General features: G+C 64.1%; 22 protein-coding genes. 12 read left to right on the top strand and 10 right to left on the bottom strand.

The window, feature by feature from the left end:
* The first annotated feature begins 29 nt into the window (after positions 1 to 29).
* Both QRQ56_RS07680 and QRQ56_RS07675 read left to right on the top strand, forming a co-directional pair.
* Positions 30 to 428 carry a HesB/IscA family protein gene (locus tag QRQ56_RS07680; RefSeq protein WP_195798296.1) on the top strand — a complete coding sequence of 133 codons (399 nt, stop codon included), beginning with the start codon at positions 30 to 32 and terminating at the stop codon, positions 426 to 428.
* A gap of 166 nt (positions 429 to 594) precedes the next feature.
* Positions 595 to 1,041 (top strand): TfoX/Sxy family protein, encoded by a 447-nt coding sequence (locus tag QRQ56_RS07675; protein WP_438740109.1) that lies wholly within the window; start codon positions 595 to 597, stop codon positions 1,039 to 1,041.
* 54 nt (positions 1,042 to 1,095) lie between these two features.
* Here the strand turns inward: QRQ56_RS07675 and fabA are convergent, their stop codons facing one another.
* From fabA to QRQ56_RS07655, 4 genes are all read right to left on the bottom strand, one after another.
* Positions 1,096 to 1,626: a bifunctional 3-hydroxydecanoyl-ACP dehydratase/trans-2-decenoyl-ACP isomerase gene (fabA, locus tag QRQ56_RS07670; protein ID WP_438738858.1), complete on the bottom strand. Its 531-nt coding sequence runs from the start codon at positions 1,624 to 1,626 to the stop codon at positions 1,096 to 1,098.
* A 179-nt stretch (positions 1,627 to 1,805) separates the two neighbouring features.
* The gene (locus tag QRQ56_RS07665; RefSeq protein WP_438738857.1) at positions 1,806 to 2,873 is read right to left on the bottom strand and encodes a GGDEF domain-containing protein; all 1,068 of its coding nucleotides are present in this window, start codon (positions 2,871 to 2,873) and stop codon (positions 1,806 to 1,808) included.
* A gap of 165 nt (positions 2,874 to 3,038) precedes the next feature.
* Positions 3,039 to 4,577 (bottom strand): DEAD/DEAH box helicase, encoded by a 1,539-nt coding sequence (locus QRQ56_RS07660; RefSeq protein WP_438738855.1) that lies wholly within the window; start codon positions 4,575 to 4,577, stop codon positions 3,039 to 3,041.
* 297 nt (positions 4,578 to 4,874) lie between these two features.
* Positions 4,875 to 5,846, bottom strand: a complete 972-nt coding sequence (locus tag QRQ56_RS07655; protein ID WP_438738854.1) for a helix-turn-helix transcriptional regulator — start codon at positions 5,844 to 5,846, stop codon at positions 4,875 to 4,877.
* A 199-nt stretch (positions 5,847 to 6,045) separates the two neighbouring features.
* Here QRQ56_RS07655 and QRQ56_RS07650 point away from each other — a divergent pair, with 199 nt between their 5' ends.
* From QRQ56_RS07650 to QRQ56_RS07625, 6 genes are all read left to right on the top strand, one after another.
* Complete coding sequence (locus QRQ56_RS07650) at positions 6,046 to 7,557, top strand: caspase family protein (RefSeq protein WP_438738853.1); 1,512 nt, start codon at positions 6,046 to 6,048, stop codon at positions 7,555 to 7,557.
* A gap of 3 nt (positions 7,558 to 7,560) precedes the next feature.
* Positions 7,561 to 7,980 carry a hypothetical protein gene (locus QRQ56_RS07645; protein WP_438738851.1) on the top strand — a complete coding sequence of 140 codons (420 nt, stop codon included), beginning with the start codon at positions 7,561 to 7,563 and terminating at the stop codon, positions 7,978 to 7,980.
* Between the two features lie 609 nt (positions 7,981 to 8,589).
* Positions 8,590 to 8,841: a hypothetical protein gene (locus QRQ56_RS07640; RefSeq protein WP_438738850.1), complete on the top strand. Its 252-nt coding sequence runs from the start codon at positions 8,590 to 8,592 to the stop codon at positions 8,839 to 8,841.
* 427 nt (positions 8,842 to 9,268) lie between these two features.
* Entirely contained in the window at positions 9,269 to 10,516 is a 1,248-nt protein-coding gene (locus QRQ56_RS07635; protein ID WP_438738848.1) for an FAD-dependent oxidoreductase, read from the top strand.
* A 179-nt stretch (positions 10,517 to 10,695) separates the two neighbouring features.
* Complete coding sequence (locus QRQ56_RS07630) at positions 10,696 to 11,460, top strand: outer membrane protein (protein WP_438738846.1); 765 nt, start codon at positions 10,696 to 10,698, stop codon at positions 11,458 to 11,460.
* A 263-nt stretch (positions 11,461 to 11,723) separates the two neighbouring features.
* On the top strand, positions 11,724 to 12,443 hold the full coding sequence (locus QRQ56_RS07625; protein WP_438738844.1) for an outer membrane protein: 720 nt from the start codon (positions 11,724 to 11,726) through the stop codon (positions 12,441 to 12,443).
* Positions 12,444 to 12,505: 62 nt separating this feature from the next.
* Here QRQ56_RS07625 and QRQ56_RS07620 read toward each other — a convergent pair whose 3' ends face one another.
* The 4 genes from QRQ56_RS07620 to parE form a co-directional block, all read right to left on the bottom strand.
* Positions 12,506 to 13,276 (bottom strand): SDR family NAD(P)-dependent oxidoreductase, encoded by a 771-nt coding sequence (locus QRQ56_RS07620; RefSeq protein WP_438738842.1) that lies wholly within the window; start codon positions 13,274 to 13,276, stop codon positions 12,506 to 12,508.
* Between the two features lie 21 nt (positions 13,277 to 13,297).
* A complete protein-coding gene (locus tag QRQ56_RS07615) occupies positions 13,298 to 13,483 on the bottom strand; it encodes a hypothetical protein (protein ID WP_063194318.1) in 186 nt (61 codons plus the stop codon).
* Between the two features lie 334 nt (positions 13,484 to 13,817).
* Positions 13,818 to 14,600, bottom strand: a complete 783-nt coding sequence (locus QRQ56_RS07610) for an outer membrane protein (RefSeq protein ID WP_438738839.1) — start codon at positions 14,598 to 14,600, stop codon at positions 13,818 to 13,820.
* Between the two features lie 420 nt (positions 14,601 to 15,020).
* The gene (gene parE / locus QRQ56_RS07605) at positions 15,021 to 17,066 is read right to left on the bottom strand and encodes a DNA topoisomerase IV subunit B (RefSeq protein ID WP_438738836.1); all 2,046 of its coding nucleotides are present in this window, start codon (positions 17,064 to 17,066) and stop codon (positions 15,021 to 15,023) included.
* Positions 17,067 to 17,339: 273 nt separating this feature from the next.
* On the opposite strand from parE, the gene QRQ56_RS07600 reads away from it, so the two are divergent.
* The 4 genes from QRQ56_RS07600 to argC (QRQ56_RS07585) all read left to right on the top strand — a co-directional run bounded on the left by QRQ56_RS07600 (position 17,340) and on the right by argC (QRQ56_RS07585) (position 20,950).
* Positions 17,340 to 17,870, top strand: coding sequence for a DedA family protein (locus tag QRQ56_RS07600; RefSeq protein ID WP_438738834.1), 531 nt, complete (start codon positions 17,340 to 17,342; stop codon positions 17,868 to 17,870).
* A 324-nt stretch (positions 17,871 to 18,194) separates the two neighbouring features.
* Positions 18,195 to 18,878 carry an FMN-binding negative transcriptional regulator gene (locus QRQ56_RS07595; protein ID WP_438738832.1) on the top strand — a complete coding sequence of 228 codons (684 nt, stop codon included), beginning with the start codon at positions 18,195 to 18,197 and terminating at the stop codon, positions 18,876 to 18,878.
* Entirely contained in the window at positions 18,878 to 19,924 is a 1,047-nt protein-coding gene (gene argC / locus QRQ56_RS07590; RefSeq protein ID WP_438738831.1) for an N-acetyl-gamma-glutamyl-phosphate reductase, read from the top strand. Before QRQ56_RS07595 ends, argC (QRQ56_RS07590) begins: the two co-directional genes overlap by 1 nt.
* Before the next feature lie 42 nt (positions 19,925 to 19,966).
* Positions 19,967 to 20,950, top strand: coding sequence for an N-acetyl-gamma-glutamyl-phosphate reductase (gene argC / locus QRQ56_RS07585; RefSeq protein WP_438738830.1), 984 nt, complete (start codon positions 19,967 to 19,969; stop codon positions 20,948 to 20,950).
* 88 nt (positions 20,951 to 21,038) lie between these two features.
* Here argC (QRQ56_RS07585) and QRQ56_RS07580 read toward each other — a convergent pair whose 3' ends face one another.
* Both QRQ56_RS07580 and QRQ56_RS07575 read right to left on the bottom strand, forming a co-directional pair.
* Positions 21,039 to 21,356 carry a hypothetical protein gene (locus QRQ56_RS07580; protein WP_438738829.1) on the bottom strand — a complete coding sequence of 106 codons (318 nt, stop codon included), beginning with the start codon at positions 21,354 to 21,356 and terminating at the stop codon, positions 21,039 to 21,041.
* Between the two features lie 105 nt (positions 21,357 to 21,461).
* Positions 21,462 to 21,860: an MAPEG family protein gene (locus QRQ56_RS07575; RefSeq protein ID WP_438738828.1), complete on the bottom strand. Its 399-nt coding sequence runs from the start codon at positions 21,858 to 21,860 to the stop codon at positions 21,462 to 21,464.
* Between the last annotated feature and the right edge of the window lie 37 nt (positions 21,861 to 21,897).

The following is a 21,897-nucleotide window of genomic DNA, read 5'->3' as shown; positions in this document are numbered from 1 at the left end:
TTCGCTCCGCAACGGACCACATCACTGACATGACACAGGCAACCCCAGCATCCACTCCGAAGCCGCGGCGTCCGCGCCCGCAGGTGATGCGGCTGACGGATGCCGCCGCCCAGCGCATCAGCGAGCTGACCCAGCGCGCCGATTCCGAGATCGTGGGCCTGCGCGTCGGCGTCAAGAACGGCGGCTGCGCCGGCCAGTCCTACACGGTCGAATACGCCCACGACGTCCGCCCGACCGACGAGGTCGTCGAGGACAAGGGCGTGAAGATCCTGGTCGACCCCAAGGCCGTGCTGTTCCTGCTCGGCACCGAGATGGACTACAAGGCCGACAAGATGCAGGCCCAGTTCGTCTTCAACAACCCCAACCAGATCTCCGCCTGCGGCTGCGGCGAGTCGGTCGAGCTGCGCCCGGCCAAGATCGACGGGTAATTCACCCAGCGTTCCGCTCTGGTGTCCCGGACGCGCTGCAGCGCGCTTGCGCTGCTGCGCAGAGCCGGGACCCACGCTATAGTTCCAATCATAAGGGGACTGGGCCCCGGCTCAGCAGCGCACCGTTTCACGGCGCGCTGCGTCCGGGGCACGAGAAAGCGTGCTCATGGACCGCGAATTCCTGATCGACCTGTTCGCCGATTTCGGCCCCGTCACCATCCGAAAGATGTTCTCCGGCCACGGCATCTCGGTCGAGGGCGTCAACTTCGCGCTCGCCTTGCGTGCGGGCTTGTTCTTTCGCGTCGACGACGTGACGATCCCGGATTTCGAAGCCGAAGGCTCAAAGCCGTTTCAATATTCGACCCGCGCCAAGACGGTGGTGGTCAACTCCTATTGGGAGCTGCCGGCGCGGCTGTTCGACGATTCCGAGGATTTCGTGCGATGGGCGAGGGCCGCGCTCGCGGCCGCCCAGCGTGCCAAGGTGAAGACGCGGCCGAAGGGGAAGAAAGCGGCGAAGAAGAAGGTCGCGCCGAAGAAGTCCGTGGCCAAGAAGGCTGCCAAGAAGGCAGTGCGTAGGGTGGGCAAAGCGAAGCGTGCCCACGGTTCGAAATAGTCACGTCGAGATCATGGGCACGGCGCGTTGCGCCTTTGCCCACCCTACGAGAGTTCAGTCCGCGGCTTGGGTCAAACCGACTCTCATATCCTTGGCCGTGAACACGCAGACGCCATCTGCGAGCACGCGGCCGTCGGCAATGCCGAGCACCAGCTTGCCGCGACGGACCATGCGCATGGCGACCTCGTAGCGCACGCAGCGCGTCTCCGGTGAGATGAGCCCTGTCGCCTCCACCTCACCGACGCCGATGGCGCGGCCCTTGCCCGGTGAGCCCGACCAGCCGAGCCAATAGCCGACCATCTGCCACATGGCGTCGAGCCCCAGCGTCGGCGGCATCACCGCGTCGCCGCGATAGTGGCAATCGAAGAACCAGCGATCGGGCGTGATATCGAACTCGCCGACGATATGGCCTTTGCCATACGCGCCGCCGTCCAGGCTGATCTCCGTGATGCGATCCATCATCAGCATCGGCGGCGCAGGCAATTGCGCGTTGCCGGGGCCGAAATAGCCGCCGTCGCTCGATCTCAGCAGTTCGTCCCGGGTGTAGGACGGCTGCGGCGTGTGGAAGTCATGAGGATTGGGCACGATGACAAGTCCTCGCGGTCGGGCGCGAGGAAGATGTTGCTTGCCACCGAAGAATGTCAAGCGGCGGTGCCGTAGGGTAGGCAAAGGCGCGCAGCGCCGTGCCCACGGTCTTTCCAAGATCGAGACAGGTGGTGGGCACGCTTGCGCTTTGCCCACCCTTGCGGCAAAGGCGGAAAAACCTACGCCACGCGGCTGTGGGTCTCGATCGCGTATTCCGGATCGGCTTCGCAGATCACGCGGTTGCGGCCATTGCGCTTGGCGGCGTAGAGGCAGGCATCGGCGCGTTCGATCAAGGCGTCGGGATCGTCGCCCGCCTTGAGCATGGAGACGCCGACCGAGATGGTGACGCGGCCGAGGATCTCGCCGGTGGACTTCTTCTTCAATTCCTTGGCCATCACCGCGCGTCGGATGTGGTCGGCCACAGTGAGGGCCTGACGCAGCGCGGTATTGGGCAGCACCACCGCGAACTCCTCGCCGCCATAGCGCGCGGTGATGTCCTGGCCCTTGATGGTCTGCTTCAGCGACAGGCCCACGAGCCGCAGCACCTGGTCGCCGGTGAGATGGCCGTAGGAATCGTTGAACGACTTGAAGTGATCGATGTCGAACAGCAGCAGCGACAGCGGCTCGCCCGAGGCAAGCGCGCTCTGCACGGCCATGCCGATCATGCGGTCGAAATATTTGCGATTGCCGAGGCCGGTGAGCGGATCGGTCAGGCTCTCGGCGCGGATCGCCTCCAGGCTCTGCTGGAGATTGCTGATCTCGTTCTTCGACAGCGTCAGGCGGTCTTCAAGCGCCTTGTTGGTCTCGCGCATCTCGCTGGTCGAGCGCAGCAAGGTTTCGACGATCGTCTTGATCTGGTCGCGGCTCTTGGCCGACGACAGCTCTTTGGTCGCGCCCGACAGGCTGGCATCGTAGGAGCCGGTCATGCCGAGGGCATCGCCGAGGACTCGCATGACGTCGTCGATCTCGCCGATGACGCGCGCGCCGACCTTGTCGATGCGGTCGGTGGTCTTGATGTGGGAGAGGTAGGTCTCGTAGATCTGCTCGAGATCGGCTTCCGTCAGCTTGCCGCTGCGCGCGAGCGTCTCGTTGACGATCTTGTTGAGCGGAGCGTTGTAGCCGGTGGCGTAGACGTACCAGATCTCGTAATTGCGGGGAATTGCCGTCTGCCGAAGCGATCGGATCTGACCGAGCGCTACTTCGGCGAACGCCATCGTGCGTTCGTGTTCGTCGAGCACCTTGACCACGGAACATACCCCACAGCGGTCGGTGCGTCGTCGACCGCAGCAATACTTAAATTATGTTCGTAGGCTAACGGACGTTCGTGAACGCCCCGTAAATATACGTCCACGAAACGTCTAAAAACGTGTGCTTCCCGTTTCCGCAACTGAAACCGGACGCGCTGGCGCGCGTCAAGCGCCAGCGGGAGACGACCGCACGGGCCGGAGCAGGAACGCCGGCAGGTGCGAATGATCGCCCGGCTCGGTATCGGCTTCGCGTTGGCGGCGCGGCTCGGGACGGCCGATCGACGGCACGTGCGAATCGTTGGCCGGCTGTTGTCGTGCGCTGCGACGCGGCTCGCTCGCATGCTTCTCTTCGGAGCGATGCCGCGCTTCGGAGGGTTGCCTTGCTCCCGAGGGCTGCCTGGCTTCGGACGAATGCCTTGCCTCGGAAGGTTGCCTCGGCTCGCCACGCGCTTCGCGCGGCTCGTGGCTGCGCTCACGGTCACGGCCGCGCTGCGGCTTGCCGCGTCCGCCACGCGAACGCTCGCGGCCACGCGACTCGCGCGGACGCTCGGTCGCATCGCCGGCCTCGGTGTGGATTTCGAAATCGCCTTCGGCGCGCGGAATGCTCTGGCCGATCAGCTTCTCGATGGCCACCATCGACTTCTGGTCGAGCGGCGTGACGATCGAGATCGCAGTGCCGGTGCGCCCGGCGCGGCCGGTGCGGCCGATGCGGTGAACGTAATCGTCGGCGTGATGGGGAACGTCGAAATTGAAGACGTGGCTAACCTCGGGAATGTCGAGGCCGCGGGCGGCAACGTCGGAGGCGACCAGCAGCGGAAGCTCACCCTTGCGGAACTGTTCGAGTGCCGCCGTGCGGGCCGACTGATCCATGTCGCCGTGTAGCGCACCGACGCTGAAGCCGTGCTTCTGCAGCGATTTGTGAACGATCGCGACCTCGCGCTTGCGATTGCAGAAGATGATCGCGTTCTTGAGGTCCTTGGCCTCGCGCAGCAGGCGGCGCAGGAGATCGCGCTTCTCATGCGCCTCGCGCCCGGCAGGCACCTGGACTTGCGTCACGGTGACGGCGGTGGTGGCGGGTTTGGAGACCTCGACCTTCTGCGGATTGTGCAGGAAGGCTTCGGTGATGCGCCGGATTTCCGGCGGCATGGTCGCGGTGAAGAACAGGGTCTGCCGCGTGAAGGGGACGAGCTTGCAGACGCGCTCGATGTCGGGAATGAAGCCCATGTCGAGCATGCGATCGGCTTCGTCGATGACGAGCAGTTCGACGCCGGTGAGCAAGAGGCCGCCGCGCTCGGTATGGTCGAGCAGGCGGCCCGGGGTTGCGATCAGCACGTCGACGCCGCGCGTCAGCTTGGCGTCCTGGTCGCCGAAGGAGACGCCGCCGATCAGCAGGGCGACGTTGAGTTTCTGGCCGGCGCCGTAGCGGTCGAAGTTTTCCTTCACCTGCGCCGCAAGCTCGCGGGTCGGCTCCAGGATCAGCGTGCGCGGCATGCGCGCCCGGGCGCGACCCTTCTCGAGGATCGTGAGCATCGGCAGCACGAAGGCCGCGGTCTTGCCGGTGCCGGTCTGGGCGATGCCGAGCACGTCCTTGCGTGCGAGGACGTGGGGGATCGCCTGTTCCTGAATGGGGGTGGGGGTGGTGTAACCGGTGGCCGCGACTGCGGCGAGGACTTTTTCGGACAGTCCGAGATCTGTAAAGGACATTGAGCCTCTGGTCGAAACCGCCGTTCGGAATCGAGAGTGATAAGGCTGTCGCGTTCCACCCCGAAACGGCGCGCTCTCAAAGAAGCTGGGGGTGCTGACTCACGCGAACAAAGCGCAAGGCTCGAGAATCGGTCTTCGATCTGAGCCGCGTCGTCACGGAACATAGGGCGAAATCCGCCAAAGTCAATGGAGCGGGCGCGGGAAGGCCCTAAAAGCCTGATGTTTTGCCCAAATCGCGGGCGCGGCTCAGGTTTTCCGTCTGGCCCCGCGTTCCGGACAGAGACGCCAAAACCGCGGCTAGCGCCCCTCCGGGCCCTGAGCCCGGAAATCGGACCGGAAGTCACCTGGGGCCATGCCGTAGGCGGCGTTGAAGACCCGGTAATAGGTCGCCAGGCTCTCGAAGCCGCAGGAGGCCGCGATGTCGGCGATCAGCCGCTCGGGGGCCTCGCGCATCAGGCGGCGGCTCTGTTTCAGCCGTTCGTCCGTCACGGTCTGCGAGAAGCTCTTCGCCGCGGTCTCGAACAGCATGTGCAGGTGGCGCACGGATATGCCGAGCTCGTCGGCCACCATGGTCGGCGCCAGAACCGGGTTTTGCAGGTGGCGCGCGATGAGGCGGCGGGCCTGCGAGTGGCGGGCGGTGCGCAATGCGGCCTGTCCGCTCCGGCTGCCGGGCCTGACGATACCGCGCTCGATTAGCGCGAGGTGGGCGAGGGCCTGGACGAGGGAAGGCGCATCGAGCGCGACGTCATCGGCGGCCTCGTTGAGGTCGCCGAAGCAGGCTCCGAGCAGGGGTGCCAGCGTGGGATCCCCGAACGTCCGGGGCGAAAGCTCGCGCATGCGCTTGTCCTGCGCCGAGATGCTGCTGACCGGGATCTTGAGGATGCGCAGGTGAAAGCCGCCGGCACCGAGCGGTGCGGTGCGGTAAGGCAGGTCGGTGTGGCTGGTGGCGAAGCTGCCATTGGCAATCGCAAAGTCGCTTCCGCGCATGCCGCCGAACCAGCCGCCGCTGCCGAGCTGCTGGTAGACGCAGATCGCATCTCCCGGCGCGTAGGCGATGTCGGAGGTGCTGCGCTCGACCGTGTAGGAAGAGGCCTTCAGCTCGACAAGGCCGGCGCCGCCGAGCTGGCGCAGCGAGAATTCACCGGAGAAGTCGGCGCGCCGCTCGCGCCCCAGCTCCGCGGTGACGCCGAACAATCCCTTGGAGCGGACCTCGCGCCAATAGTCGAAGCGTTCACTCGGCTCGACCTCGTCGGTACACCAGCGATACACGGCAGCCCCCGCTTGCAGCGCAATTGCCTCAGAAAGAGCAGATTCCACGGGAATCTGCCATAGCCAGTTCATGGAACCGGAGCCCAGGTCCTTGAACCGCCATTACGTCTGGGCCGACTATCACACAGCGGCGGGGGGTCCAATGAACCGACGTTCGAAGGAAGCGGCCTCTGCGCCGCTCTGCAACGGGAAACTTGCGATGACGCGTCGGCTTTTCAGAATTCTAGCAGCCCTTGGCCTGGCAGCGGGCCTCAGCGGCTTTGCGCTTCCCGCTCATGCCGACAAGCGCGTTGCGCTGGTCGTCGGCAACAACGACTACAGGAACGTTCCCAAGCTGCTCAAGGCGGTCAACGATGCCCGCACCATGGGCGACACGCTCAAGCAGCTCGGCTTCTCGGTGATGGTCGCGGAGAACCAGAACCGGCAGCAATTCTCCGAGACGCTGCTCGCTTTCGACAAGGCGATCGAGCCCGGCGACACCGCGTTCTTCTTCTACGCCGGCCACGGCTTCGAGATCGCGGGCCAGAACTATCTGCTGCCGACCGACGTCCCCGCGGCGACCGAAGGTCAGGAAGAGCTGGTGCGCGACGCCTCCATCCTGGCCGACCGCATCGTCGAGCGCCTCCAGAACAAGAAGGCGCGCACCTCAATCCTGGTGTTCGATGCCTGCCGCAACAACCCGTTCGAACGCAAGGGCACCCGCGCGGTCGCCGGCGGCGGCGGCCTTGCTCCGATGGTGCAGTTGCCCGAAGGCGTGTTCTCGGTGTTCTCGGCCGGTCCCCGCCAGACCGCGCTCGATCGTCTGTCCAACGACGACGCCAATCCCAATTCGGTATTCACGCGCACCTTCGCGAAAGAGCTGCTCCAGCCCGGCGAGAACCTCGTGCAGGTGGCGCAGCGCACCCGCCGTGCCGTCAGCGAGATGGCCGATACCGTGAAGCACCGGCAGGTGCCGGTCTATTTCGACCAGATGGTCGACGATGTCTTCCTCAGCGGCACGACCAAGGACACTGCGCGGCCGGCCGATCCGCCGCAGCAGAAGCTCGCGGCGCTGCCGCCGGTGTCGGTGCCGAAACTGCCGAAGGAAGAAACCCTCAACGCGCCCATTGCGAGCTTCTCGCGGCACAATGGCGGCTGGAGCGTCGTGTTCTCCTTTGCCGACCCGACGCTCGGCATTTCCTGGCGCATGGCCGGAAAGGGCGACTTCCGCGAGACCGGATTCATCGACACGCTCGATCCGCGCACGCGCAAGCGGATGCCGAACCCGTCGATCGAATTGCCTGTGGATGCGCAGGCCGGCACCATCGAGGTCCGCTATGTCGATCAGTCCGGCGACATGCAGGGGCCGTTCCCGATCCGGTTCGATCCCGAGGCCGCGCTGATCCGCGACCAGCGCAAGATCCTCGACATGACCGCGACGAGCTGGCTGTCGTTCCGCGAATTCAACGGGCTGCTGGTCTACTACACCCACCTCGTGTCCTATCGCTGCGCCATCCGCGAGGTGCGCATCGGCATCGACAGCGCCGTGCCCAACCAGGTGCTGAAGATGCCGCCCTGCGACATGCGCGACCCCAGCGCGATCACCGCCGGCATGCCGCTCTACATGAAGCTCGCGCCAGCGACGCAGTCGATCTCGGTGGAGCTGACCTATCGCGACGGCAGCGTGTCCGAGATCAAGAGCTTTCGCAGCGCGAACCGGAGCAACAATTGACGATTGCTCGACGTTGAACGCGTCGCGGCGAATGTCGATTGTGTCCTGCGCCTGAGGCAAACAGTCGACATCCGAGAGCGGGTTGTTGACAGAGCGGCACAACTTGAGGGAGCATCTGGCGTTTTATTCATATTTTTGGAGAATGCCGAGATGACTACCATTCACATGGACTCGTCAATTAGCCAGACCATCACCCGCGCAGTCATCGGTGGGGGAGTCCTGAGCTGCACCAAGGCCAGCGACAAGGATGTTTACTCTCATTCAATCTGGGCAACAGAGAACAATATACGGCAATTCACGATGCATGAAGGCGACAGCATCGTCATTCCAGCAGGTTCTACCCTCACCATCTGGATATTTCGAAAGCAGCCCGGACAATCGACCTGGCAGATGGATTTCGAACTGAAGGAAAAAGCCGTCTGACTTTGGATTATGCCTCGAACCGCTCTCGCAAGTAGCGAGAGCGGTGATCGTCATCGCGAGGCTCATGTCCTGAAGAGAGCGGTCCGACTGTGCCTGAGCGAGTAGGACTGGCGAGGAACCCGTCTTCAAAAGGCATGTTAAATCCACCTTGGAGCCACCATGCCGCCGCAACGGTCCGGCATCCATGCCGGGAGAGGGCTGTGGCGCCAGGAGACTCCATGGAAGAGTTCGCAATTGCATTTATCGCTGTCGCCATCGTCGCACTCGCAACGTTTGCGGTCGTGGTCCAGCCATCACTGAGCTTCTGGCAGAGCGACGAAAGCTGAGGGCTGCGGCATCCCACGGCTGAAGCGTGCCAGGTTCGGCAAGGCCGCAGATAGAGGAACAACTCCTCGGGTCCCTGGATTGTCCAGCAAACCAGGGAGACAATCCATGATCCGCAAGTCCATCCTCTTAGCCTTCGCGTGCATTGCGCTTTCGACAACCTCTTATGCTCAGGGGGGTGGTGGCGGCGGAGGAGGCGCGGGCGGTGGTGCGGGTGGCGGGGCCGGCGCTGCCGCCGGGACAGGCACCGGCGGGGCGGGATCTGCGGCGAGCTCGGGTGCCGGAATGGGCACGTCGTCCAGCAGCGCCAATTCGGGTCCGTCGGCGTCTTCAGGGACGGGGACGCACGGCACCACCACGGGCGCGAACGTCAACAGCAACAACAGCCAGAACAATCCGAACGTTCAGCCGCCGACCGCAAATGGAAAGACACCGGCTGCGGCGCAAGCCGAACGGAACTCCGGCGTCGGTCATGCGCAGAACGGGGCGCCGATCGGCAGTCCAGGCACCGGCACCAGCAACGAGGATCAGAAGTAGCTGGCCTTGTCGATGAGGGCCCGCGTCGCGCGGGCCTTTCTCGTTGCACGCGGAGTGAAAGCCGCCGCCCTGACGCGAACGGCGCTGCGCGCCGCAACAATTAGACCCGCGGCTCGCTCTCTTCCGTGTCGCGGTTTCGGCGCGTGCGCAGATAGACCAGCGCGATGTTGATGGCCAGCCAGGCTGCCACGCCTGCAAGCAACCATGCCACGTTGAACGTTTCCTCTGGATGCCCTTTTGGGTCGTGTTCCCTTGTAACAACAACCGACAGGTCGGTCTATTCCCGGGGGCAGACGCGCGGGCCTGATCCAGATTGCCGGCCGGCATTGGAGGTCGCATCCCGCATCCAGATTCAGGCGCCAAACGCCGGGAATTGGCGCTACATTGCCTGCGACATTTTGAGCATTACGCGCGGATCGCAGCTGCAATGACATCCGACCAACCATCGAGCCGGACCAAAAAGGTCCGTTGCTGCATCGTCGGCGGAGGGCCTGCCGGCATGATGCTCGGCTATCTCCTGGGCCGTGCCGGCATCGAAGTCGTGGTGCTGGAGAAGCACGCGGATTTCTTTCGCGATTTCCGCGGCGACACCGTGCATCCCTCGACGCTGCAGGTGATGGACGAGCTCGGCCTGATCGACGGCTTCCTGAAGCTTCCGCATCAACGCCTGCAGAAGATGGACGGCCTGTTCGGCGGTACGCCGGTGCGTATTGCCGATCTTTCCCGGCTCCACACCAAATACCCTTTCATCGCCTTCATGCCGCAATGGGATTTCCTGAATTTTCTGCGCGAGGCCGGCCGGCGCTTTGCCTCGCTCGAGGTGATGATGAGCACCGAGGCGGTCGACCTGATCCGCCGCGGCGAGACCATCGCCGGCGTGCGGGCAAGGACGCCGGATGGCGTTGTCGACATCGAAGCCGATCTCACCATCGCCTGCGACGGCCGGCATTCGACGGTGCGCGAGCGCGCAGGCCTTGCGGTCGAGGAGATCGGCGCGCCCATGGACGTGCTGTGGTTTCGCGTCGGCCGCAAGGCCGACGAGACGGAGAATTTGTTCGCGCGCGTCGAGCCCGGCAAGATGATGATCACCTTCGATCGCGGCGACTATTGGCAATGCGCCTATGTCATCGCCAAGGGACAGCACGAGGCGGTGAAGGCGAGGGGGCTGCAGGCTCTGCTCGACGACGTCGTGCGCATGGCGCCGGTCCTTAAGGCAGGCATCGTCGACGTGAAGAGCTTCGACGACGTCAAGCTGCTGACCGTTGCGATCAACCGCCTGACGCGCTGGACGCGGCCGGGCCTTTTGTGCATCGGCGATGCCGCGCATGCGATGTCGCCGGTCGGGGGCGTCGGCGTGAATCTCGCCGTGCAGGACGCGGTCGCGACGGCCAATCTGCTGGCGGACAGACTGCAGCGCGGCTGCCCGTCCGAGGACGAGCTTGATGCCGTGCGCCGTCGCCGCGAGTTTCCGGTGAAGATGACGCAGCGCATGCAAATGGTCGTGCAGAACAACATCGTCAGCGGTGCCCTTGGGAGCGGCGACCGTCCTTTGAAGGTGCCGCTGATCGTGCGCCTCATCACGGCGCTGCCATGGCTACAGCGTATTCCCGCGCGCCTGCTCGGGCTCGGCGTGCGGCCCGAGCATGTACAGTCGAAGGCGGCTGCGGGATCGTAGCGTCGCAATTCGGTAGGGATAATGCCGCGTTAAATCGCGCGTCCGGCGTTGCGAGTCTGCAACAGCGCCGACGCATTTGCATGTCGGCGAAGGCCGACGCGGCGCGTTAACTCTGTTGATTCCAATTTTAGTAACGCCCGTCTGTGACCGTGCATCCATCAAAGGACACGGGGTGTACCATGCGTAACAAATTGATTGCCGCCTTCGCCTGCACGACCGCTCTGGTTTCGACGGGTGTGGCGTCCGCTGCCGATCTCGGCGCGCGCTACACCAAGGCGCCGGCTTATGTCGAGCCGCTGTTCAACTGGACCGGCTTCTATGTCGGCGGCCACATCGGTGGCGCATGGACCAACGAGCAGTTCATCAACAACGGAACTGGTGCTGCGTTCGGCGATCTCGTCCCGGGGCAGGGCTATCGTCAGCGCGGATCGGGCATCATGGGCGGCGCCCAGATCGGTTATAACTGGCAGGCCAACAACTACGTGTTCGGCATGGAAGGCACGATCTCCGGCCTCGACAACAAGGGCTCGTTCACGAACACCGCGTTCGGTGCCGGCGACGACGTGTTCTCCTGGCGCGCCAACGTGCTCGCGACGGTGGTCGGCCGCGCCGGCTTCGCCGTTCAGAACAACCTCTTCTACGTCAAGGGCGGCTACGCCGGCGTGAACAATCGTCTTTCGGTGACCGACACGGTCGGCCCGGCCACAGGCTCGGGCGGACAGACTCACTGGGCCAACGGCTGGACCGTCGGCGCCGGCTGGGAATACGGCATCACCCGCAACTGGATCGTCGGCCTCGAATACAACTACGCGGCCTTCGGCAGCCAGACCTATCAGCTCGGCGGCACCTCGGGTAACTATACCTTCGATGCCAAGCCGCGCGACATCCAGTGGGCCGTTGTGCGCGCGAGCTACAAGTTCGACGCACCGGTCATCCGTTACTGAGCAAGTCGACGACGCAACGCGACCAACGATCAAGAAAAGCACTGCCTAAATTCAAAAGCCCCGGACTTGTCCGGGGCTTCTTTTTTTGCGCTGAAGAAGGTCAATCCCGCAGACCTTTGCGTTGTCCAAATGCCACTTTCTCCCGAATAGCGCGCGGGAACCGGGGAGCACGGCGGATTCGGCGTCACGGCACGAGCCGCGAGGCGTATAAATTCGCTCGTAGACCATTTCGCTGTCTTGCAACTTTTTCTGGAGCAATACCGATGAAAAAGGCTTTGGCGTTCGCAGGAATGATGTCTCTTCTGGTCGCCGTGCCCGGCATCGCTTCGGCTGCCGACATGGCCGTCAAGGCCGCGCCAATCGCGCCGCCTGTGGCGATGTACAATTGGACCGGCTTCTACATCGGCGGGTTTGGCGGATACGGCTGGGGCAATCACGATCGCCTCAACGATGCCGGCTTTGCAAACAGCTACAGCTCGGGCGGTCCGATCGCCGGCGGCCTCGCCGGCTACAACTGGCAGATCAGGAATTTCGTGCTCGGCGTCGAAGGCGATCTGGCCTGGGCGGACATCAAGGGCGACGACAATTTCATAGGCGGCACGAGGGACGAGACCACGCTGCGCTGGGTCGGCACCATTCGCGGCCGTGCCGGCGTTGCGTTCAATAAATGGCTGTTCTTTGCAACGGGCGGCTGGGCCTATGGCGAGCAGCGCCACGTGAACACCAATCTTGGAGTCGGCATTGATGCCTTCTCGTCGAACACCAGCGGGTGGACGGCGGGCGCGGGCGTGGAATACGCGTTTGCTCCGAATTGGCTCGGCAAGGTCGAGTATCGCTATTACGATTTCGAGCGCTACGCCCGCGGCGGCGCTCCGCTCGTAACGCCCAACGGCAACATTCCCTACAGTGTCGCCAGCCAGTATCAGACAGTGACAGTCGGCGTCAGTTACAAGTTCGGCGGCCCCGTGATGGCGAAATACTGATCGCCAGGAAGAATAGAAAAAGCCCCGGCTGTCACGCCGGGGCTTCTTCATGGGCGGACGTCTTACGCCATCACCGAGAAGCCGCCGTCGACGGGGATCGCGGTACCCGTGACGAAGTTCGAGGCGGGTGAGGCGAGGAACACGGCGATGCCGGCGAAGTCGTCGATGTCGCCCCAGCGTCCCGCCGGCGTACGTGCCAGCACGCGCTCGTGCAGGCCGGAGACCTGCTTGCGAGCGCCGCGGGTGAGGTCGGTGTCGATCCAGCCCGGCAGAATCGCGTTGACCTGGATGTTGTCGGGCGCCCAGGCATTTGCGCAAGCACGCGTGTACTGCACGATGCCGCCTTTGCTCGCCGCATAGGCGGTGGCGAAGCTTGCCCCAAAGATCGACATCATCGAGCCGATGTTGATCACCTTGCCGTTCTCGGACGCCTTCAGCGCGGGATAGGCGAGCTTCGAGCACAGAAAGGCGCTGGTGAGATTGGTCTGGATCACCGTGTTCCACTCGTCGAGCTCGAGCTCGTGCGGTGGCTTGCGGATGCTCATGCCGGCATTGTTGATGAGGATGTCGATGCGGCCGAGATCGCCCACCACGCGGTCCACCATCGCGGCGATCGCCGCCTTGTCGGTGACGTCGGTGGTGACGGAGATCGCCTTCACGCCGCGCGCCCTGAGATCGTCGACGGCAGCCTTGGACTTCGCCTCGTTGCGACCGACCACGGCGATGTCGGCGCCGGCGTCGGCAAGTCCGTGCGCCAGGCCGAGCCCGATGCCGCCATTGCCTCCTGTGACGATCGCGACCTTGCCGCGGAGATCGAACCGGTTGGATGTCATGCTTCTTCTTTCCCGTTTCTTCTATTGGTTGCTTTGCCAGATCAGGACCAGTCCGAAGCCGGCCATGGCAGCGCCATAGCCGGCCCATTGCAACTGGTTGACCATGAAGCTCGACCGCGGCCAGGCAATGGTGCCCGTGCCTTGTCCGATCCAGAGCAGTCCGACGGCGAGGGCAAACAGGCCTGCTACAAGCAGAAATCTGCGCATGCGTTCCTCCCCATCGGCCCGCTTCCGTCACGATGCGGCGATGAAGGATCACCGCCGGCGCGAAAGCTTGGAGCGCACACTAGCCGTAGCTTCGGCCTGGATACAATGGCGGCGCCAGCCGCCAGCCGCGAGCGGGGAGAAGGCCTCGTCCCAAGACAAGTGGCGAAGCAGAAGCGATCAGGGATGCAGTTGGGCGACGGCGCAAAGCGCCGCCGCGTCGAGGCGTGCAGCGCGTGACATTCCGCGGCCCGCATCGACAGGCCCATAACGAAAGGGCCCATAACGAAAAAGCCCCGGCGATGCCGGGGCTTTGACGTTTGATCGTGAGATCAGATCAGTACTTCGCGACGACCGGACCGGTCCAGTTGAAGCGGTAGACCAGCGAGGTCGAGATCGTCTGGTTCCAGCTGTTGGCGCGGATGGAGTTGCCGACCAGCGCGTTGGTACCGTCGAACAGCTCGTCCGAGGTCTTGGCGTTGTAGAAAGCCGAACGATACTCGGTCTTCATGAACCAGCCGGGCGAGGAGACGCCGAAGATGTTCAGGCTGTTCTCGACACCGCCACCGACGAACCAGCCGTTACGGTTGTAGCTGTTCAGGTGAACGCCGGCGGGGGTGCCGCCGAGGGTCGTGAAGTTGGTCTGACCGAAGTGAGCGCCGGTGTAACCGCCGTTGACGTAGGAGAGAACGTTCGGAGCGACCAGCCAGCCGAGGCGAACGCCCGCGGCCCAGGAGGTTTCAAGCTTCTGGTTGCCGGTGATGCCGATGGTCGGATCCTGGATGGTGGCGCGGATGCTGCCGAACTGACCGTCAGCGAACACGCCGGCGACCCAGGTGCCGCTGAACTGCCAGTCGTAACCAGCGCCGACCGTGCCGAACCAACCCGAGCCACCCTGGCGCTGGTCGATCGTCAGCGGAACTGCGCCGACGGTGGTCTGGACGTGCTGGTCAGCATTCGAGAGACCGCCGCCGCCGCCGCCGAAGACGTAGAAGCCGGTCCAGTTCGCGACGGGCGCCGCCATCGGGGCCTTCACGTAGGGACGGGCAGCCAGATCGGCCGCCGAGGCCGAACCGGTCATCGCGGCAACCGCGGTCAGAGCGAGCAAAACCTTTTTCATGTCTAAATCCCCAACCTTGGTCTGTCGTAACAGGCGCGAGCGCACTGAAGTTCGTTTCATCTGATGTCCCGGACTATAGACGTTTCCATCCGAAATGCTGTTGCAGGGCAGGCACAGTCGCCGGAAAACGCGGCGCCGGGCGGATTTGGAACGGCTGCTCCAAGAATCGAAATTCACATGTAAAATCAAGATATTAGATGATATTTCGGCCCTACGATTTTGGGTAACTTCTCGTTAGCAAATTCGGCTTTGTCCGAAACCGAGGCAGTCCTGCCTCAGCCCTGGCGCCCTGAGTCGTTGGCCGACTCGGTCCCGCGCGCCTGAGTCGGGACGCGAGAATCTCCCGGGCTGAAGCCCCAGCAGACGAAAAAGGCCCCGGCGAACGACCGGGGCCTTGGCGTGACGCGTCAGAACGTGGTCTCAGACGTCCAGCAATTCCTCGCTGGCGAACTCGGCCTTGTCGGAGATGAAGGCGAAGCGCGCCTCGGCCTTGGTGCCCATCAGGCGCTCCACGGAATCGGCCGTGGTGTCGCGGTCGTCGGGAAGCAGCACCACCTTGAGCAGCGTCCGCTTGCGCGGATCCATGGTGGTTTCCTTGAGCTGCGCCGGCATCATCTCGCCGAGGCCTTTGAAGCGGTTCACCTCGACCTTGGCGTTGGCGTTGAACTCGCTCTTGAGCAGCGCTTCCTTGTGCTTGTCGTCGCGCGCGTAGACCGATTTCTGCCCGTGGGTCAGCTTGTAGAGCGGCGGCACCGCGAGAAAGAGATGGCCCTCGTCGATCAACTGCCGCATCTGCCGGTAGAAGAAGGTGATCAGCAGCGAAGCGATGTGCGCGCCGTCGACGTCGGCGTCGGTCATGATGATGATGCGCTGGTAGCGCAGATCCTCTTCGCGATACTGCAGAAGCTGGCCGCAGCCGATCGCCTGCACGAGGTCGGAGAGCTGCGCGTTCGCCGTCAGCTTGTCCTTGCCGGCGGAAGCGACGTTGAGGATTTTTCCGCGCAAGGGCAGCACAGCCTGGGTCTTGCGGTCGCGCGCCTGCTTGGCGCTGCCACCTGCCGAGTCACCCTCGACGATGAAGAGCTCAGAGCCCTCGGTGCCGGCATCGGTGCAGTCGGCGAGCTTGCCGGGCAGGCGCAGCTTCTTGCCTGCCGTCTTGCGCGCGGTCTCTTTCTCCTGCCGTCGCCGCAGCCGCTCCTCGGCGCGGTCGATCACGAAGTCGAGCAGCTTGTTGGCCATGTTCGGATTGCCCGACAGCCAGTGATCGAACGGATCCTTCATCGCCTGCTCGACGATGCGCTGCGCTTCGGCGGTGGCGAGACGGTCCTTGGTCTGGCCCTGGAATTCAGGCTCGCGCACGAACACGGAGAGCATCACGGCCGCCCCCACCATCACGTCTTCCGAGGTGATGGACGAGGCGCGCTTGCCCTGGCCGACGCGCTCGGCGTGGTCCTTCAAGCCGCGCAGCAGCGCGCTGCGCAGGCCGGATTCATGTGTGCCGCCGTCGGGCGTCGGCACGGTGTTGGTGTAGGAGGACAGGAAGCCGTCGGCATCCGCTGTCCAGGCCACCGCCCATTCGCAGGCGCCATGCGCGCCGTTGCGGCCGGACTTGCCGGAGAAGATGTCGGGATGCACCAGCGTGTCGGCGTGGATCGCCGCCGCCAGGTAATCCTTGAGGCCGCCGGGGAAGTGGAAGGTCGCTTCCGCCGGCACATCCTCGACGCCCTTGAGCAGCTCGGGTGCGCAGTTCCAGCGGATCTCGACGCCGCCGAACAGATAGGCTTTCGAGCGCGTCATCTTGAACAGGCGCTGCGGCTTGAACGCGGCCTTGGCGCCGAAGATGTCGGTGTCGGGCTTGAAGCGCACGCGCGTGCCACGGCGGTTGTTGACCTTGCCGAGGTCCTCGAGCTTGCCCTTGGGATGGCCACGCTCGAAGGTCATGCGATGCAGCTTCTGACCGCGTGCGACTTCGACTTCGAGCCGCGAGGAGAGGGCGTTCACCACGGAGATGCCGACGCCGTGCAGACCGCCCGAGGTCTCGTATACCTTGCTGTCGAACTTGCCGCCCGAATGCAGCGTGCACATGATGACTTCGAGCGCCGACTTCTTCGGAAACTTCGGATGCGGATCGATCGGAATGCCGCGGCCGTTGTCGGTGACGGTCAAAAACCCGTCCGCACCGAGCTCGACGCCGATGAAGGTCGCGTGTCCGGCCAGCGCCTCGTCCATCGAGTTGTCGATGACTTCGGCGAACAAATGATGCAGCGCCTTCTCGTCGGTGCCGCCGATATACATGCCCGGCCGGCGCCGCACCGGCTCCAGGCCTTCGAGCACCTCGATGTCGGCTGCGGTGTAATCGGCTTCTCCGCCGGTTCCGCGCGGCGCCGCTTTAGCGGCCGCGCGGGGCTTCGGCTCGTCGCCGCCGAAAAAATCGTCTTTTGCTTTGGGCTTCAATTGCTTGGACATATGTCTTGATGTGCTTTCGGGGCCGCGTAGGCGGCGAATCGGTTAGGCCGACTATGCCACTTCTGACTTGGAAAGGTTATCGCAGGGCCGGCCGGGCCGCGTGGTTGGGAGCCAATCCCGGCGATTTTACGCCGCAGGCCAACCAAATCCCGGCAATTTGACGTCCCGGTCCGGCCCGGGTCGGGTTTTGTGACTTGATGTCACACAAGCCCTTGGCTTACCAGTCTTTTTCATCGAGCAGCACCTTGAGACGGGGCGGGAAGGCTATTTTTGATGGAGCAATTTGCGCACGCCCTGGCCGATTTCGTGCGCGCTCACCAGGCCTGGGCGGCTCCCGTCGTGTTCCTGCTCGCCTTCGGGGAGTCGCTGGCCTTCATCTCGCTGCTCATCCCGGCCTGGGGCGCGCTGGTCGCGATCGGCGCACTGATCGGGGTGAGCGGCATCAGTTTCTATCCGGTCTGGATCGCAGGCGGCCTTGGCGCGGCGCTGGGGGACTGGGTCTCCTACTGGTTCGGTTTTCGCTACAAGGAGCGGGTGGCCCAGATGTGGCCGCTCTCGCGCTATCCCGAACTGTTGCCGAGGGGCGAGGCCTTCGTCCGCAGCTGGGGCATCCCCAGCATCTTCATCGGTCGCTTCTTCGGCCCCTTGCGCGCCTCGGTGCCGCTCGCGGCCGGGATCTTCGAGATGCCTTACTGGAGCTTCCAGGCCGCCAATTTCATCTCCGCCCTGGTCTGGTCGGCCGTGCTCCTGCTGTTCGGTGACGTGCTCGCCAAGATCATGGAATGGATCTGGCGGGTGATCTAGTTGCAGTCATTCCGGGGCGCTTGCAAAGCGAGCGAACCCGGAATCTGGAGGTTTTGGCACGAGATTCCGGGTTCGATGCTGCGCATCGCCCCGGAATGACAGTGGTTACCTTGACGAAAACGCGATCCGGCCTTATAGCCCCGCGCCATGATCAACGCCGCGACCATTCTGTTCGCCCGTCGCCGCCGCCGCAGTCTTGCGGTTTGGGCGGTCGATCGCGTTTGAGATCATCGTCTTTGCCGCTGGATCCGATCCGCGGCATTCTCTCTCCTGTCAGCGCGATCTGATCCGGCGGCCCCCAACGAGGCCCCGCAGGAGACCACGATGTATACGCCACCCCATTTCAAGCAAGATCGCACCGCGAGCCTGAAATTCGCCGAGGAGCGCGGCTTCGGCACCATGTGTGCCTTCGACGGCAAGAAGCCGGTCGCATCCCCGCTGCCGTTCTATCTGACCTATGCCGCCGACGGCACGCCGCAGGCCGCCTTTCATGTCGCCCGTCACAATCCCTTGCTAAAGCTGGCGGGCGGCGATGCGTCCTGGCTGCTCGCGGTCAACGGCCCCGATGCCTATGTGTCGCCGGACTGGTACGTCTCGCCGGATCAGGTTCCGACCTGGCTCTACCAGTCGGTGCATCTGAGCGGGCCGGTGCGGCTGTTGTCGGACGACGAGCTGGCGGTGCAGATCGATACGCTCAGCGACAAGTTCGAGAATTGGCTGCTGCCGAAGAAGCCGTGGACCTCGGGCAAGATGACGGCGGGACGGCTCGAGGCGATGAAGAAGGGGATCGTGGGCATGGTCATGACCGTCGAGGAGGTGGAGGGCAGCTTCAAGCTGAACCAGCACAAGTCCGAAGCCGACTATGCGGCGATCGCCAATGCGCTCGGCGCGCAAACGGATGCGGACTCGCGCACGGTCGCAGGCCTGATGCGCGAAGCGAGACCGTTGGCCTTCGCAACAGACACGGTACAAGCGCAGCAAGCGATGACGCCTGAAGGGGGCGTGTGATGAGCAGGAAGAAGATCGGCATTCTCGGTGCGTCCGGCTACACCGGAGCCGACGCGGTGCGCCTTCTGGCGCGGCATCCGAATGCCGAGATCTCGGCGCTCACCGCCAACACCCATGCAGGCAAGGCCATGAGCGAGGTGTTTCCGCACTTCTTCATGCTCGACCTGCCAGAACTCGTGGAGTGGGAAAAGGTCGACTGGACCAAGCTCGACGCGGTGCTCTGCGGGCTGCCGCACGGCACCACGCAGGAGATCATCGCGGCCGTGCTCAAGGCCAATCCCAGGATCAAGATCCTCGACATGTCCGCGGATTTCCGGCTGCGCAACAAGGACACCTACGCGCAGTGGTACGGCCATGAGCATCGGGCGTTCGAGCTGCAAGGCGAGGCTGTCTATGGGCTGACCGAATTCTACCGGGAGAAGATCACTTCCGCCCGGCTGGTCGCCTGTCCCGGTTGCTATCCGACCGCGGTCTTGCTGGCGCTGGTACCGCTGGCGAAGGCCAAGTTGATCGACGTGAACGACATCGTCATCGACGCGAAATCAGGCCTCACCGGCGCCGGCCGCGGGCTGAAGCAGAACACGCTATTCAGCGAAGCGGGCGAGGGGCTGTCGCCCTATTCGGTCGGCACTCACCGGCACGCGCCCGAGATCGAGCAGGAAATCAGCCTCGCGGCGGGCGCCGCGGTGACGGTGAATTTCACGCCGCATCTGATCCCGATGGCGCGGGGCGAATTCTGCACCTCCTACGTCAAGCTCAACGGTGCAACGCCCGACGATCTGCGGGAAGCGCTGCAGACTGCATACGCCAACGAGCCGTTCGTGCATGTCGCCAAAAAGGGCGTGCTGCCGCAGACGCAGAATGTGCGCGGCTCCAACTATGTTCAGATAGGCGTCGTCGCCGACCGCATCAAGGATCGGGCGATCGTGCTTTCGACGCTCGACAATCTGGTGAAGGGCTCGGCCGGTCAGGCGATCCAGAACATGAACCTGATGTTTGGATTGCCGGAAACCGCGGGCCTGGAGCAGATCGCGCTGTTTCCATAAGGCGAGCCGCCACGACACGAACAAGCTCGAAAGGACCGTATCATGAGCCTAACGGACACCGCCAAAGCCCCGACCACCAGCGCGGCCAAGAAGCCGGCCACCGTTTTCGTCGACGGCGGCTCCGGCACCACCGGGCTCGGCATCAACGAGCGGCTCAAGCTCCAGAACGACGTCGTCGTGAAGACGATTCCCGACGACAAGCGCAAGGACCCCGCGGCCAAGAAGGCGTTGATGGAGGAGGTGGACCTCGTCATCCTCTGCCTGCCCGACGATGCCGCCAAGGAGACGGTCGCGCTCGTCGACAGCATGGGCGCCTCGGGCCCGAAGGTGCTGGATGCGTCCACCGCCTATCGGGTCGCGCCCGATTGGGCCTATGGCTTTCCGGAGCTGACGGCTGACCAGGCCGGCAAGATCAAGGCGGCGAAGAAAGTCTCCAATCCCGGCTGCTATCCGACCGGCGCAATTGCGCTGCTGCGGCCGATCGTGGATGCCGGTCTGTTGCCCTCAGACTATCCCGTCACCGTCAACGCGGTGAGCGGCTATTCCGGCGGCGGCAAGTCGATGATCGCGAGCTTCGAAGACGGCAGCGCGCCGTCCTTCGAGCTCTACGGCCTCGGCTTCGAGCACAAGCATCTACCGGAGATGCAGCTCTATTCGAACCTGACGCGGCGGCCGATCTTCGTTCCCTCGGTCGGCAATTACCGGCAGGGCATGCTGGTGTCGGTGCCACTCCAGCTCGACACGCTGCCGGGCAAGCCCGGTGGAGCGGACCTTCAGGCCGCGCTCGCCAAGCGCTATGCCGGCTCGAAATACGTCAAGGTGATGCCGCTGCAGAACGAGGCGAGCAAAGGCGGCCGGATCGAGCCGGAGGCGCTCAACGAAACCAACATGCTCGAGCTCTACGTGTTCGCCAGCGACAAATATCACCAGGCGGTGCTGGTCGCCCGGCTCGACAATCTCGGCAAGGGCGCATCCGGCGCCGCCGTGCAGAACATGCGGCTGATGCTGGGCCTGCCGGAGATGTAGGGCAGTCTCGTGCCCCGACGCAGCGCAGCACTTCTTCAGTGATGCGCTGCAAAGCCGGGGCCCGGGCCTCACCGCACCGGGACTTCATTCACTGCAAGACGATGTCAGCCGGAAACGGTCGAACGGGGCGACCGGCGCAGACGTTGTTGCGCGCCATCACCGCGTCGCGTTGAGACTTTTCGATGTCGCCGAGCGAGCGGCTGGAAATCCCGCACGTCTCCTGGTGGTCCTGCGCGTAGCTGCGCAAGGAGCTCCAGGCGAGCGATGCGCGGATGTAGGCGTCGCAGCGGTTCGGCATCAATCCGCGATTCATCGGCTTTGTCGCCTCGACGGCCTCGCCGCGCAGGCGGGCCAGTTCGGGGCATTGGGCCTGCGCCTCGCCGCCAAATCCGGCGAGCGCGATCATTGCCACGGCTGAAAGAAAGGTCCGCATCGGGATCCTCGCTTCGGTTGCCTCAACCCGCGCGATAATAACGCAGGTCGCCGGGGCTTGCGACGGCTTTCCGAAAGCTCACAGCACCTTGAAGATCGCCAGAGCCAGCACGGCCTGGGCGGCGAAGCCGACGCTGAAGGCCAGCGTGCGGAACACGGGGATGCCGATCGCATAAACGATGAGATGCGCGACGCGGGACCAGAAATAGACGGCGCAGGCGAGCACGGTCCATTTCGTCGAATAGTCGATCGCGTTCAGGATCAGCACGAGCGGCGCGAAGATCACGAGGTTCTCGACCGCGTTGTCATGCGCGAACATCAGCCGGTTGGCCCATTCGGATTGCGGCTTGTCGCCGCGCGAGGGATTGGCCATGGCGCCGCCGAGGCCGCGAACCTGACAGCGGTTGATGACGTAGGGGACCCAGAGGATCCCGGTCAGGATCACCGTCAGTGTCAGCCAGAACAATTCGCGCGTCATGGTTCAGTCCCCTCTGTCGTCGCTGTGGTGAGCGAAG

This window comes from Bradyrhizobium sp. U531, from assembly GCF_051710265.1.
In the GTDB taxonomy this organism is placed as follows: Bacteria; Pseudomonadota; Alphaproteobacteria; order Rhizobiales; family Xanthobacteraceae; genus Bradyrhizobium.
This window is presented reverse-complemented; position numbering and strand designations above follow the sequence as displayed.